Below are 14837 nucleotides of genomic sequence, written 5' to 3' on the forward strand. Positions count from 1 at the left end.
CCTTGCTCATACAAAGACAGAACAGCAAAAGACAATTATTTACAGTAAAATGCAGCCTGTTGTGTTGGTCATCATGTCATTGCATTCATACAAATTTGAATAAACGGCAAAGACAAACACTTATTCTCTACGCCTCACTCTGGCTAGGTAAGAGTCAGGCATTTTCGATTTAATTAAGGAGAAAACACGATGTCCGTACAGGATCGCATTCGTTATACCTCACTTCATTCCCATCTTATGTCTGCCGCTCAGGCCGCATCACTGATCCCAAATGGTGCTAACGTCGGTATGAGCGGATTTACCGGAGCCAGCTACCCTAAAGTCCTACCTCAAGCCATCGCAGATTATGCTCGTAGCGAACACAGTGCAGGTCGCCCGTATAAAATTAATGTCTGGACCGGAGCTTCTACTGCACCGGAATGTGATGGCGTAATGGCGGAAGCTCATGCCGTCAGTCAGCGTTTACCTTTTAACAGTGACCGCATTATGCGTCAAGAAATTAACAATGGTGATGTTAATTTTATTGATATGCACCTGTCACACGTAGCACAACAGGCTGAATTTGGTTTTCTAGGCCATATGAATGTCGCTATTGTTGAAGTTGTGGCTATTACAGAAGACGGTATGCTGATTCCTTCTACCGGTATTGGTAATAACCAGACATGGCTGAACATGGCGGATAAAGTTATTCTGGAAGTGAATATGGGCATGCCCATTCAGGTAGAAGGTATGCATGATATTTATCATAACAATGCACTTCCTCCACATCGCTCACCGATTAACATCAATCGTGCAGATGACCGTATTGGCACCCCATATCTTAAAGTGGATCTGAACAAAGTGGTGGCCATTGTTGAATCCAATGCGCCAGACCGTGATAACGTTTTCAGCGAACCTGATGAAAAATCCAAACAGATTGCTGAATATATCGTTGACTTCCTGTCTCACGAAATTAAACAGGGACGATTACCGAAAGAAATGTTGCCAATCCAGTCTGGTGTAGGTAACGTAGCCAATGCAGTTCTGGCGGGCTTACTAACTGGTCCGTTTGAAAATCTGTATGGTTACACCGAAGTACTACAGGACGGCATGCTGGATTTAGTGCGTGCAGGTAAAATGGTAACCGCTTCTGCCACAGCAATTTCTCTTTCAGCCAAAGCATTTAAAGACTTTGTTGATAATATTGATTTTTACCGCGAACGCATCATTCTCCGCTCACTAGAAATCTCTAATCATCCAGAATTAATACGCCGTCTGGGTATTATTGCCATGAATTCAATGATTGAAGCGGACATTTACGGTAACATCAATTCTACCCATGTAATGGGCACCAGCATGATGAATGGTATCGGTGGTTCTGGTGACTTTGCACGCAACAGCTTCCTGAACTTCTTTGTTACCCCGTCTACCGCCAAAGATGACAAAATCTCCTGCATCGTGCCAATGGTATCTCATGTCGACCATACCGAACACGACACCCAGATTATCGTTACCGAACAGGGTCTGGCAGACTTGCGCGGTCTGGCACCACGACAAAGAGCCAAAGTTGTTATCGAAAAATGTGCTCATCCAGATTATCGCGACCAGTTACAAGATTATTATGATCGTGCTGTACAAACCGCAAAAGGTATTCATACACCTCATATTCTGACTGAAGCGTTAAGTTGGCATGAACACTTCCTGAAAACCGGCTCAATGAAAATGTAATTCAGCCCGGATATTAAAACCAACCAACCCTGTTATTAAACAGGGCTGGTTTCTTTTTTATTATTCTTATGATCCATTTATCTTCAGTACAGACATAAGCAATTATTACCCCTTCCAAAAGCATATCCTGTTTCCATTTCAGTTTCAGCCACAAACCAATTGCAGTGATTCCCATCTGCATATAATTTTCAGCATCATTGCCGACAACAAACAACTGACTTGTATCTATGAATCAGTTTCATCCAGACGCATTATCAAATTCAGCCACATATACCCTACTATCAGTTAAAATAGCCACATAAACAAACCTTCTGCTACATTCCCACAGACTCTTTACTTTCATAAAGGAACGACTGTCATGTTTTCCAAAGCATTAACCATTGAAAATTTCGACCCGGAACTGGCCTCAGCCATTGCCCGTGAAAATCAGCGTCAGCAAGATCACGTGGAGCTGATTGCATCAGAAAACTATGTAAGCTGTGCTGTGATGGAAGCTCAGGGCAGCCAGTTAACCAATAAATATGCCGAAGGTTATCCGGGCAAACGCTATTATGGTGGCTGTGAATATGTAGATGAAGTAGAACAGTTAGCCATTGACCGCCTGAAAGAATTATTTGGCGCCAGCTATGTAAATGTTCAGCCACACTCCGGTTCCCAGGCCAATCAGGCAGTATACGCCAGCGTACTGCAACCGGGCGACACCATTCTGGGCATGTCACTTGCCCATGGTGGCCATCTGACTCACGGTGCCAATGTCAATATTTCCGGCCGCCTGTATAACGCCATCACCTACGGTCTGGATGAAAACGAAATCCTTGACTACAATCAAGTGGAACAACTGGCGCTGGAACATAAACCAAAAATGATTGTTGCAGGTGCTTCTGCCTACGCACTGGAAATAGACTGGGCACGTTTTCGTGCTATTGCAGACAAAGTGGGTGCCTATCTGTTCGTAGATATGGCACACTATGCCGGACTGGTAGCAGGTGGCGAATACCCGAATCCCGTCCCTTTTGCTGATTTTGTCACCACCACTACCCATAAAACCCTGCGTGGTCCACGCGGTGGCGTAATAATGTGCCGGAGTGACGAACATGCCAAAGCACTAAACTCAGCCATCTTCCCTTGTTTGCAGGGCGGGCCATTAATGCATGTCATTGCCGCCAAAGCAGTAGCATTCAAAGAAGCATTGCAGCCTGAATTCAAACAATATGCTCGCCAAGTTAAAGCCAATGCCAAAGTACTGGCTGAAACACTGATTGAGCGCGGTTTGCGTATTGTTTCCGGCCGCACCGAAAGCCATGTATTTCTGGTGGATTTACAACCGAAAAAACTTACCGGTAAGACTGCTGAAGCTATTCTGGGACAGGCGCATATCACCGTTAACAAGAATGCTATCCCTAACGATCCAGAAAAACCATTTGTTACCTCAGGTATTCGCTTGGGCACCGCAGCTATTACTACCCGTGGTTTCACCGAAGCCGATACTCGCACACTGGGACACCTGATTGCCGACGTACTGGACAATGCAGATAATGAGCAAGTAATCTCAGAAGTTGCTCAAAAAATACAGGAAATCTGCACACGATTACCTGTCTATGGCAAATAAACAACAACATTAAATTATTAATATAGTTATTATTGATTAGCACCTAAAGACTACCTATACTCATAACAGACTAATACACAATCAATTCAATGATGTATTAGTCTGTTTTTCTATTGAAAGAAACATTGCTATTTGTTTCCCTACAGGAAACCTAGCTTTAACCAATCAAGCATTATCTAATTACTGATAATGTATTAACATGTGTACATAACAAAAGCAGTATACATGACCTGCTTTTAACAATTTAATTTACCTCAATAATTAATTTTGAAAGGAAACAAAATGAAAAAATTAGTTTCTACCGCTTTATTGGCTGCTTCTTTAACCATGACTGCCGGTTTTGCATTGGCTAATAGTAACAATGACTCCACTGATATTCACAATTTCAGCGAGGCTACTGCTCAGAATGGCCAGAACAACCATGTTTCTGCATCCACCCCAGAAAATACCCCGTACCGTACTCTGGATACCTATTCCGGTAACCACTAATATCCATAGGCTGTCACAGTACAAAGCATAACAAAAAGTTATGCTTTTTTATTTTTAATCTGGCAGTAGCTATAATTGCCATCTATCAGTAAAATTTTAATACAACCAGTCTTAACTAACTCAATAAATATAATCTTCTTATAACCACCATAATCAACAAGTGTATTGTCACCAAATAACCACAAATCATATATCTATTTCGTTTCGTTCAAATACACTTAAAATATTAACAGCATTAGCAAACAATTGTTTATCTTAATGAACTTAAGATGTGCTTATATAAACGGCCTAGTTTTGCAGGGCGAACACACAGGCAAAGTTGTTAACCTCTCATTTGATCATCAACTGCCAACGTTTACTTTTGAAGATAACTTTCTTGACTGGTACGAACGCTGGCTGGATGAAGTGATTTCGGGTAAGTTATCAAACCGAGAATCTGGCTGGTTTGGCCATACCGTTGCCGGTTCTGAAAAGCAATTACTTGAAAAATTTTTTATATCAGATTGCGAAGAATATAAATACCACTGTTTAGAAGCATTATTGCATCAAGCCAACATTTCATCAAAGACATATAAAATACTGGAAAATCAGTATCACCTGAATAATGCCGATTTGAAACGCATCAGTTTACAAGTCATAGCTAACTTTTCTTACTCGAAAGCCAAAAATTATCTCCATGAATACTTTGATATTGAACCAGAGTTTGTTATTAAACTGCTGTACTGGTATGGCAAACACAAAATAAACGAGTGGATAGAAATATTACATACTTCCACCCCACAATTCAAAGATGCTCAAGCTTTCAGGTACTTTGTATATTTATTGGAAGAAAGCAAAACCAATTATGTTCAAATAATCCTGCCATTTACCACACATGCAAACAGTGAAATACGTGCCACCGCCTTCTATGCCTTAGGTTCCCTGAACAATAAAACTAAAAAAACAATAATCAACTATTTCATTGCCGGGCTTACTGATTCAAATCAGCAAGTAATCTATGAGGCACTATCAGCACTGAAAGGAATTACCGACAGCAGATTGCTCAAATACTATCAGGCTATTGCCAACAAAATCACCCAAGAAGATAAATACAGTAATTTATTATATCAGCTAAATAGTTGTCTGATTTATTTCAAATTAACAAATGAGACCATTCTCAATATAGATACAGATACTTATATAGTAAAAAAATGGTTTCAATTTTGGAAAAAATATTAAATTATTTATGCTCAATCCTTTACCAATATACTTATCACTCATTATCTTATTACTACAGAATAATAATAAGATGCCTTTAGACACTCAATAAAGATAATGCTCCAGCGATCTGGCCATTAACTTAACAGTAGGAATTATCCATTTATATTATTCCCAACTGACAAAAATCAAACACAACATTTTGATTACAAAATTTTATTTAAAAATTCACTTATTAATATTAATTTTACCTCAGCGCTATACTCCTACCATTGCCACAGGATTAAGATAAAACTTCATTATTCTCAGGAGTACAACATGGGTTTACTTTGGACGATTATAGTAGGTTTTATTATAGGTCTGATTGCCAAAATGGTTTATCCCGGCAGACAACAGCTAGGCTTAATTGTGACCACACTACTGGGTATTGGTGGCTCCTTGCTCGCAGGTTATGTAGGACAGGCATTTGGCTGGTATCAGGCAGGGCAAAAAGCCGGTTTGATAGCTTCAATTATTTTTGCCTGCATCATTCTGTTTATCTACGGCAAAATCAAAAACCGTCAGATATAAAAAAAAGGTGATGGATTTTAAATCCATCACCTTTTTCCAAATAACAGCAATATTACTTTTTAGTTTGTATTTTTCCCACCCCTCTATCGCGCAACTGAGCAATTGTGGCGTCAATGCCCTGCTGCTGAATTAACTGATCAAACTGGCTTCGGTATACCGTGACCAAACTGGTACCATTCACCCGAAAATTGTAAATCTTGAATACACCATCAGAGTAATACATCTGGTAACCAACGGTATAATGTTTATTACTGCCACTAACAACCTCAGTAAACGTTTCCAGCTTATTATTTCCCTGATTCACAACTTTCGGTAATACCTTTACCGTAGCATTGCTGGCACCCATTAATGCTGAGTGGGCATAAATTCGTACAATCATATTTTTAAACGCCGCACTGAAATCCCGTCTTTGCTGCGCCGTAAACTGCCGCCAAGGCAACCCCACCGCTAAGGCGGAAATCCGCTCATAGTCCAGATATTGATCTGCATAACGCTCAATCTGGCTGATTCGTTGCTGCTCGTTCAAACTTTTATCCCGTACTACCGACAGCACCGCATCTACATTCTGCTGTAATTGTTGCTGTGCCAGCTGTTCCTGCGTTGCAGCAAACGTGTATACTGAAAACAGCAACATCCATGCAGTCATGTAAACTCTTACATACTTCTGCATTTTCTTTCTCCTGTTAATAAGCAAAAAAAGCGGTTTATGTACTTCTTCATCCATAAACCGCCTGCTATCTTTCATCTGCAAAAATTCTTTATACAGCTTTAGCTGCTAACCAGTCCCTGACACTGGCCAAAGCTGGTGGCAGTGCAGCGATATCCTGCCCGCCTGCCTGCGCCAAATCAGGTCGGCCACCGCCCTTACCGCCCACCTGCGTGGCTACATAATTGACCAGCTCGCCAGCCTTAACTGTTTTGCTGAGTGCTTTTGATACACCGGCAGTAATAGCAATTCTACCATCATTTACCGCCGCCAATAACACCACAATATTATCACCCTGAGCGGTTAAATCAGTAGCAATATCACGTAAAGCACTGCTGTCTGCTTCAATCTGGCTGAGTACCAGTTGCGCCGTACCCACAGTTTGTGCCTGCGCCAGCAAAGCCTTACCAGCTTGTCTGGCCAGTTCGCTTCTGGCTTCGCCTAACGCCTTTTCCAGCTGCTTACTCTGGTTATGCATAGCCTGTAATTTGGATAGCAAATCCTCCGCTGTCTGTGCTTTTACTTCAGCTACCGCTGCTTTCAGCAATTCTTCCTGCTGCTGTACAAACTGTAAGGCATTTAATCCGGTAACTGCCTCAATACGCCGCACACCTGCGGCGATACCACTTTCCGATATAATTTTAAAGAGCCCGATATCACCAGTACGTGCAACGTGCGTTCCGCCACACAGCTCAGTGGAAAATTCACCCATGCTCAGTACACGTACTTCATCACCGTATTTTTCCCCAAACAGTGCCATTGCACCGGCGGCAATCGCCTCATCAAAACTCATATTCTGCGCACATACAGCCACATTGGCCACAATAGCCTGATTAACACGGCGTTCAACTTCCGCCAGTTGTGCAGCACTTACCGGCTGTGAATGAGAGAAGTCAAAACGGGTACGTTCCGCATTTACCAGCGAACCTTTCTGCTCAACATGGGTACCCAATATTTCGCGCAAGGCACGGTGCATCAGATGGGTAGCACTGTGGTTACGCATACTGGCTTCCCGCAACACACTATCTACCTGAGCCGTAACCGCATCACCCACTTTCAAACTGCCAGACAGCATTTCCCCAAACTGACCAAATACCTTAGCCTTGATTTTTTGGGTATCATCCACCTGAAAACGGTTTTCACCGGCAAAAATATAGCCCATATCACCAGTCTGACCGCCGGATTCTGCATAAAACGGAGTAAAATCAATCACGACAGCCCCAGTTTCACCAGCATTCAGCTGCTCAACCGCCTCACCGTCCTTATACAAGGCCAGAATTCTGCTTTCATTCTGGCGCTGCTGATAGCCAGTAAATTCTGTATCAGTACCTTCATAGGCCAACTGCGTATTGGCCTTGAAATTCTGAGCAGCACGGGCACGGGCTCGTTGCGCAGCCATCGCGCGCTCAAAACCAGCTTCATCCAGACTGATATCACGTTCACGCGCAATATCTGCGGTTAAATCATATGGAAAACCATAGGTATCATACAGCTTGAAAATCACCTCACCGTCCAAAGTCTGAACACCATCCTGCAAAGCATTTTCTAGCAGAGCCATCCCTGTTTCCAGCGTTTGCGCAAAGCGGCTTTCTTCCTGTTTCAGAACATCGCTGATTTGCGTCTGCTTTTCAACCAGCTCAGGATAGGCAGCACCCATTTCCTGCACCAGATCAGCTACAAGCAAATGGAAAAATGCCTGTTTACAGCCCAGTTTATAGCCGTGACGTACGGCACGGCGAATAATACGCCGCAACACATAACCACGACCTTCATTACTGGGCAATACACCGTCAGCAATCAAAAAGGCACAGGAACGGATATGGTCGGCAATGACTTTCAGACTTGGAACTTCCTGACTATACGATATGCCTACCACCCGCGCCACAGCATGAAGCAAATGGACAAACAGGTCGATTTCATAATTACTATGTACCTGCTGCAATACTGCTGATATCCGCTCCAGTCCCATACCGGTATCAACCGAAGGCTTGGGCAACGGATTCATCTGCCCGTTTTCATCACGGTTATACTGCATGAATACACAGTTCCAGATTTCGATGAAACGGTCACCATCTTCCTCAGCACTGCCCGGAGGGCCACCCCAGATATGCTCACCATGGTCATAAAAGATTTCTGAGCAAGGACCACAAGGACCGGTATCACCCATCTGCCAGAAATTATCCGAAGCATAACGAGCACCCTTGTTGTCGCCAATACGAATAATTTTTTCTGGCGGCAACCCAATCTCATTTAACCAAATATCATAAGCTTCATCATCTTCAGCATACACCGTCGCCAGCAGTTTTTCCGGCGGCAGATTCAACCAGTCCTTGCTGGTAAGAAATTCCCAGGCAAAACACAGAGCATCGCGTTTAAAATAATCACCAAAGCTGAAATTGCCCAGCATCTCAAAAAAAGTATGATGGCGCGCGGTATAACCGACATTTTCCAAATCATTGTGTTTACCTCCGGCGCGCACACATTTCTGTGCAGTAGTCGCGCGGCTGTACGGCCGCTTATCAAAGCCCAGAAACACATCTTTAAACTGATTCATACCCGCATTGGTAAACAACAGGGTTTTATCATCCTGAGATGGTACCAGTGAAGAAGATGGCACTACCTGATGGCCTTTACTTGCAAAAAATTGAAGAAATTTAGAACGTAATTCTGCTGTTTTCATGTTAGTTTCAATTAAACGGGCGAATAATCGTATTCAGGCAGTCTGTATAAAAACAGACTGCCTGAATATGTATACTAAAAAAGAGGACACTGGCTTAGTTAAGCTATTACAACCATTACCCTCGTTAAAATCATCTGCATATCTTACCGCAGTTTTACGCATAAGCCTACCTGAACAGACCAAATTCCATGCCAAAATAACATTTCCAACCACAGTGCTGCCCTATATACGGTATAGTTAGCCCAAAGCAAACAGAATGAAGTTACAAAAACAGTAGTAACAAATAACCATGTCGGCCTGTAATTGGCGCATCTTTGAAAAGGACAAACATGAAAAACACAGCTTGCCTGAGTTTATCCGGTTTGATTTTATGTCTTCTGACCGCATGCAGCGGCTCACATGATAACAGCAATCAGCAACCCGCTTCTGCTGCTGCCAGCAATACTGGCACTTTAAGCAATACCAAAGCATTAAAAATATATAATTGGTCGGATTACGTCGATCCAAAAATTATTGGTGAATTCGAAAAAAAATATGGCATAAAAGTCACCTATAACTTTTATGACAGTGATGAAACGCTGGAAAGTAAAATTCTTACCGGACAATCCGGCTACGATATTGTCGGGCCATCCAACTCTTTTGTTGGTCGCCAGATTAAAGCCGGTGCCTATCAGCCACTGGACAAAAGCCAGATACCGAACTGGAAATACATCAACCCAAAATTGCTCAATTTATTAAAAGACGTAGATCCGGGCAACCAGTATGCTGTACCTAATTACTGGGGTATGAATACCATCGCAATCAACATTGAAAAAGTCAATGCCGCTCTTGGTGACACCCCAATGCCAGACAACAGCTGGGACTTAGTCTTCAATCCTGAATACACAGACAAGCTGAAAAATTGTGGTATCAGCTATATGGATAGCCCAGTAGAAATGATTCCACTGGCTCTGCACTATGCCGGCAAAGACCCAAACAGTCAGAGTAAAGATGATATCGACATTGCTGCCAATATCATCAAAGCCAACCGCAGCAATGTATTGCGCTACTCTTCTTCTGGCTATATCGACGATCTGGCGCGTGGCGATGTCTGTGTGGCCATCGGCTTTGGTGGTGATTTGAATATCGCCAAACGACGCCGGCAGGAAGCAACTGGCAAAAAAGATATCGTAGTGCTCGTACCCACTCAGGGCGTTTCCCTTTGGGTGGATACACTTACCATTCCGCAGGATGCCGCCAACCTCAAAAATGCCTATCGCTACCTGAACTGGATTCTGGAACCACAGATTGCGGCCAGAAATGCCAACTACGTTACCTATGCGCCATCCAGCATGCCAGCTAAAGAACTGATGAAAAAAGAATACCGTGAAGACAACAGCATCTTCCCGTCAGATGAAGTTTTGGCCAACAGTTATCTGGTTTTACCGGCAAAATCCGACACCTTAAAATATGAATTGCGCTTATGGCAAAACCTCAAGGCAGGTAAATAGTTGTTCTGAATAATATCAACCATACAGCAAACGCCTCAGTAATGAGAGTTTGCTGTATTTATTTCAGTCTTACAAAAAGCATAATGCTGTCTAACGGCACAGCTCAGGAAACTTCTTCCATGCCTGTGATAATGTCGTACCATTAGAATAAACATTTACCATACTTTGTGACATACCCGTTTTAACCACATCAATTTGCAAGCCTTCTATCTTCGTAAACGGATTGACCAACGCCAGAGTCTGACTACCATCAGGATAAGCACTGATTTTGTAAAATTCCCGTGGTAAATTAAAGCGTAACTGTAATTTATCATGTAAACACTTACCCACCTCAATGGCTGGCCGCTCAATACTGAGGCTGACATCTGGTAAAACCGTACGTTCAGGTTTCAGCACCGGAACATCTTTCGATACTACTACACAGCGAAACTGATTTGCACCAGACGACTGGCTAGACTGCAATAGAGCATTTGCCACAGCCTGTGAATCACATTCGCGCTCTTGCGCAACATAAGGCGTTACCTGAACGCACCCCACCAACAGACTGGCGCACAGACATGGCCAACTCACTATTTTTTTCCACAACATATTTAACATTTCCATTATATGTATTTAGGTTTCAATCATTCAGACTAATAACATCTTCGTGCCAGCAGATCATCACTGCTTCTCTGAACTCAAACAATCTATTGTCATTTCAGAACAATAATTCCCGCTTAATTGATAATTGCATTAACTGAAAACCGCAGTATGCCAAATGCTATAACGCAAACAAACCGCTATAATAACAGCCATATTTAAACACATACCAGTTTTATCATGACTTTCCCTACCGTCAAAACCGTCACATTGGCTTTAACTGGCGCCTCGGGCATGCCCTACGCCAGACGGCTGCTGTCCTGCCTGTTACAGGCCAATATCAGAGTATGGCTACTGTATTCACAGGCAGCGCAGATAGTTGCCCGGCAGGAAATCAACTGGCATTTACCTACCAGCGCCAAACAGTGTACCGCAGCACTATGCGCAGAATACGCAGTCGACCCATCCATGCTTACCGTGTTTGGACGCGATGAATGGTTTGCTCCGCCTGCCTCCGGATCCAATCCAGCTGATGCCATGATTATCTGTCCGGCCAGCATGGGTTGCGTAGCAGCCATCGCCGCCGGTACCTCAGACCATCTGCTTGAACGCGCTGCCGACGTTTCCATTAAAGAAAACCGTCCGCTGATTATCGTACCACGTGAAACACCATTATCAGCGATTCATCTGGAAAACATGCTCAAACTATCACGACTAGGCGTATGCATCCTGCCACCAGTATCAGCTTTCTACCAGCATCCCCAAAGCATCGAAGACATGATAGACTTTGTAGTGGCGCGCATTCTGGATCAACTGCGGATACCGCATCAATTAATTGCACGCTGGGGTGCAGAAAATAATTCTTGACACCACACACAGAATGCTTTATGGTATAGATATGAAAAACGTAATCACTTTCTCTTTTGCTTATTATTGGTACCACACCTCGGTGCGGTGCTTTTTTGCGTTTATTTGAAAACCTGTTAGCAAAATAAAAAGTGAACCGCCCGGCCAACCCGAGGCGGTTTTTTTATTGCCATAAACGCCTCAAACAAAAAGGCATTAAAATGTATCAACAACTACTGGAGAATAAAATGTCTGCTTTATCATTAAAACAGCTACCACAATCAGCATCGCCGGTATCACAACTTCAACGCTGGTACATGATTGTTGATGGCAACCAGCACCGCAGTGATCTATGCCAGCTACAGCCTCAGTTTCAGGCTCCCTATATGCTCAGCGAAGCACTCATTCCACAGCTGCGACTGGTAGCCATATTAATTGCCGCACAACGGCTTGGCTTTGACCAACCTACTCCGGATATCATTAGTGAAGAAGCAGACTGGTTTGCCGCACGCATTCTGGTAATGGGAGTGAGAGTTTTTCATCTCGACATTACCTTAATCCCGATGCTGAAAACAGCCAATAGCCGTGCCCGCAGCTTTGCGCAAAAACATAATCTGCCCTTTACTCAGGCTCAAATGCGCATGAGCCTGCACGCCAGCCGTCCCGAACAGATGCTGATTATAGAGACACAAACCCAGTGCAAAGAAGATAAAGGCTGGGTACAAAACAGCCAGCATTTTGCCCATAACCTGTGTCTGACAGAAGATACTATACTGGCAGCCTGCAACAGACCATAAACCAACGCTCCTGCTTTATCAACCTAAAGCACTTTGCGCAGACTGTGGTTCACCTTATAACGAGCATAAATCGTAATCTGTTGCAAAAATTGTTCCAACTCCTGCGCCGCGAAACTTGCATGGATAAAATAACAGCCATCACCGGTAATTTTATAAATGGCCTGTACCGCAGCAAAACTACTTACCAGCTGTTCAAATTCAGCAAACCGGCTGTTATCCATGTAAATCGTTATAAATTGCTCAGAAGGATAATGTTCGGCCACAGTAAATCGCTCAATCACCCCCCTATCTACCAGATTCTGTACCCGCAAACCTACCGCCTGCCCGCTCAGAAAAACCTTTTCACCAATTTCTTTCCACGATAAACGGCTATTGCTTTTCAGCAAATCCAGAATTGCCCTGTCCTTTTTATCCATACTTTCATCCTGAAAAAAAATAGTATTAACTGTTTTCATCAGCCTGTTCCGTCAACAGCCATAGCAGCGCATAATTGAATCACCAAAAACAACCGGAAAAAATAATGAAACAGTCACTTATAATCATTGATGTACAAAACGACTATTTTGAACAGGGTAAAATGGAGCTGTATCAGCCGCAAAGAGCATTAGAAAAAATATTAAAACTGCGTGAACATTTTCGCCAGCAACAGCTACCTGTTTTCTATATCCAGCATATCAATATCAGAAAAAACACAACCTTTTTCCTACCTGAAAGCCACGGAGTGGCCTTACATCCGCAATTGCTGCCCTTAGCCAGCCAAAACGAATTTATCATTCTTAAAAACCACCCTAACAGCTTCTGGCAAACAGATCTGCATCAACAGCTTCAGCAGCAGAATATCCAACAATTGGTTATCTGTGGCATGATGACGCATATGTGCATTGACTCCACTACCCGTTGCGCAGCAGAACTTGGTTATCACCCCATTTTGATTGCAGATGGTTGTACCACCCGTGATCAAGAATTCAATGGCACACTTACCAACGCATCAGATGTTCAGAACAGCTTTCTAGCAGCACTCACCACTTTTGCCAAAGTACAATCTGCGGAACAATTTATACACTAATAATTCACCATTTTGTTTTCGTAAGTAACCTATGTTATAAAAATTACACCTCATTATTGCATCACTTCAGCCAGATAACAGATTTCTAATAAAAAAGCACCAGTCACTGAATACAGTATTCAGTAGACATGGTGCTTTTAAAATAAATAGAATTATTAAGCTGTCTTATACTTACATCGGCAGGAAGCGACTCGGATCCTGTGGCTGACCATTCTCACGCAACTCAAAATGCAATTGAGTACGTTTGGCATCAGTATTACCCATCGTGGCAATCTGCTGGCCACGTTTCACCTGCTGGCCTTCTTTCACCAGAATACTCTGATTATTACCATAAGCCGTCAGATAAGTCTGATTATGCTGCACAATAATCAGATTACCATAACCGCGCAAACCATTACCGGCATATACCACCTTACCAGAGGCCGCAGCCACTACCGACTGGCCGGCACTGCCGCCATAATCAATCCCTTTACTACTACCGCCATAGCTTTGCAAAATACTGCCAGCGGTTGGACGCTGCCATTCAATACCGCTTACACTACGCACACCACCAGTGCTGACAGTTTTACTGGTCGATACTGTAGTAGAGCTAGATGGCGTAGTTGTCGTAGTAGTGCTGGTAGTCGTAGTTACACTGGATGTATTGACCGGAGTAGTCACAGTTGTTGTATTTTTGCTGCCAGCAGGTGCCACATAACCAGCCGGTTTTACACGCAGTATTTGTCCCAGCTTAATATTATTATCAATAATATTATTCCATGAACGCAGATTATCCTGAGTAATCTGATAACGCTTAGATATATTAAATACCGTATCACCACGTTGTACCGTATGAGTGGCGGCATTAATATCTACCGGAGAATAATTGCCTACATAACCAGCAGAAGTATCAGCATTGGGTGTATAGACCGGAGCAGTATTTGCCGGAGGAGTATAAGGTGCGGAGCCATATGGATTATCGGCAGAGGTAGTGGCAGTACCACCGGCTTCACTGCTGCCCGTTTCTGTCGGTGCTGCCGGTTGTTTGAAAAGAGTACAGGCACTCAGTGCCAGCCCCAGCAAACACCAGCCGGAACGAATTACGTTTTTTTTCAACATAAC

General features: G+C 43.2%; 15 protein-coding genes. 9 read left to right on the forward strand and 6 right to left on the reverse strand.

What is annotated here, in order from left to right:
- Window positions 1-189: 189 nt before the first annotated feature.
- Window positions 190-1707 (forward strand): acetyl-CoA hydrolase/transferase family protein, encoded by a 1518-nt coding sequence (locus MJ761_RS04905; protein ID WP_093092155.1) that lies wholly within the window; start codon window positions 190-192, stop codon window positions 1705-1707.
- 13 nt (window positions 1708-1720) lie between these two features.
- Here the strand turns inward: MJ761_RS04905 and MJ761_RS04910 are convergent, their stop codons facing one another.
- Window positions 1721-1888, reverse strand: coding sequence for a hypothetical protein (locus MJ761_RS04910; RefSeq protein ID WP_239392866.1), 168 nt, complete (start codon window positions 1886-1888; stop codon window positions 1721-1723).
- A gap of 177 nt (window positions 1889-2065) precedes the next feature.
- On the opposite strand from MJ761_RS04910, the gene glyA reads away from it, so the two are divergent.
- The 4 genes from glyA (at window position 2066) to MJ761_RS04930 (ending at window position 5572) form a co-directional block, all read left to right on the forward strand.
- Complete coding sequence (glyA, locus tag MJ761_RS04915; protein WP_093092157.1) at window positions 2066-3316, forward strand: serine hydroxymethyltransferase; 1251 nt, start codon at window positions 2066-2068, stop codon at window positions 3314-3316.
- A 282-nt stretch (window positions 3317-3598) separates the two neighbouring features.
- Window positions 3599-3805, forward strand: coding sequence for a hypothetical protein (locus MJ761_RS04920; protein ID WP_093092159.1), 207 nt, complete (start codon window positions 3599-3601; stop codon window positions 3803-3805).
- A 294-nt stretch (window positions 3806-4099) separates the two neighbouring features.
- The gene (locus MJ761_RS04925; RefSeq protein WP_141683421.1) at window positions 4100-5023 is read left to right on the forward strand and encodes a HEAT repeat domain-containing protein; all 924 of its coding nucleotides are present in this window, start codon (window positions 4100-4102) and stop codon (window positions 5021-5023) included.
- 297 nt (window positions 5024-5320) lie between these two features.
- On the forward strand, window positions 5321-5572 hold the full coding sequence (locus MJ761_RS04930) for a GlsB/YeaQ/YmgE family stress response membrane protein (RefSeq protein WP_037407903.1): 252 nt from the start codon (window positions 5321-5323) through the stop codon (window positions 5570-5572).
- Window positions 5573-5624: 52 nt separating this feature from the next.
- Here the strand turns inward: MJ761_RS04930 and MJ761_RS04935 are convergent, their stop codons facing one another.
- Together MJ761_RS04935 and alaS are read right to left on the reverse strand one after the other, a co-directional pair.
- Window positions 5625-6242 carry an MlaC/ttg2D family ABC transporter substrate-binding protein gene (locus MJ761_RS04935; protein ID WP_093092163.1) on the reverse strand — a complete coding sequence of 206 codons (618 nt, stop codon included), beginning with the start codon at window positions 6240-6242 and terminating at the stop codon, window positions 5625-5627.
- A gap of 88 nt (window positions 6243-6330) precedes the next feature.
- On the reverse strand, window positions 6331-8958 hold the full coding sequence (gene alaS / locus MJ761_RS04940) for an alanine--tRNA ligase (RefSeq protein WP_093092165.1): 2628 nt from the start codon (window positions 8956-8958) through the stop codon (window positions 6331-6333).
- Between the two features lie 329 nt (window positions 8959-9287).
- Here alaS and MJ761_RS04945 point away from each other — a divergent pair, with 329 nt between their 5' ends.
- Window positions 9288-10448 (forward strand): polyamine ABC transporter substrate-binding protein, encoded by a 1161-nt coding sequence (locus MJ761_RS04945; protein WP_037407898.1) that lies wholly within the window; start codon window positions 9288-9290, stop codon window positions 10446-10448.
- Between the two features lie 90 nt (window positions 10449-10538).
- On the opposite strand, the gene MJ761_RS04950 is transcribed toward MJ761_RS04945, so the two are convergent.
- Window positions 10539-11036, reverse strand: coding sequence for a hypothetical protein (locus MJ761_RS04950; protein ID WP_093092167.1), 498 nt, complete (start codon window positions 11034-11036; stop codon window positions 10539-10541).
- Between the two features lie 231 nt (window positions 11037-11267).
- On the opposite strand from MJ761_RS04950, the gene MJ761_RS04955 reads away from it, so the two are divergent.
- Both MJ761_RS04955 and MJ761_RS04960 read left to right on the forward strand, forming a co-directional pair.
- Window positions 11268-11894 carry a flavin prenyltransferase UbiX gene (locus MJ761_RS04955; protein WP_093092169.1) on the forward strand — a complete coding sequence of 209 codons (627 nt, stop codon included), beginning with the start codon at window positions 11268-11270 and terminating at the stop codon, window positions 11892-11894.
- Window positions 11895-12094: 200 nt separating this feature from the next.
- Window positions 12095-12670 carry a hypothetical protein gene (locus MJ761_RS04960; RefSeq protein ID WP_176715069.1) on the forward strand — a complete coding sequence of 192 codons (576 nt, stop codon included), beginning with the start codon at window positions 12095-12097 and terminating at the stop codon, window positions 12668-12670.
- Window positions 12671-12693: 23 nt separating this feature from the next.
- On the opposite strand, the gene MJ761_RS04965 is transcribed toward MJ761_RS04960, so the two are convergent.
- Complete coding sequence (locus MJ761_RS04965; protein ID WP_093092171.1) at window positions 12694-13125, reverse strand: Lrp/AsnC family transcriptional regulator; 432 nt, start codon at window positions 13123-13125, stop codon at window positions 12694-12696.
- A 65-nt stretch (window positions 13126-13190) separates the two neighbouring features.
- On the opposite strand from MJ761_RS04965, the gene MJ761_RS04970 reads away from it, so the two are divergent.
- Window positions 13191-13736: a cysteine hydrolase family protein gene (locus tag MJ761_RS04970; RefSeq protein ID WP_093092174.1), complete on the forward strand. Its 546-nt coding sequence runs from the start codon at window positions 13191-13193 to the stop codon at window positions 13734-13736.
- 171 nt (window positions 13737-13907) lie between these two features.
- Here the strand turns inward: MJ761_RS04970 and MJ761_RS04975 are convergent, their stop codons facing one another.
- Complete coding sequence (locus tag MJ761_RS04975; protein ID WP_093092176.1) at window positions 13908-14834, reverse strand: peptidoglycan DD-metalloendopeptidase family protein; 927 nt, start codon at window positions 14832-14834, stop codon at window positions 13908-13910.
- Between the last annotated feature and the right edge of the window lie 3 nt (window positions 14835-14837).

The sequence above is a fragment of the Snodgrassella communis genome, from assembly GCF_914768045.1.
Lineage (GTDB): Bacteria > Pseudomonadota > Gammaproteobacteria > Burkholderiales > Neisseriaceae > Snodgrassella > Snodgrassella communis.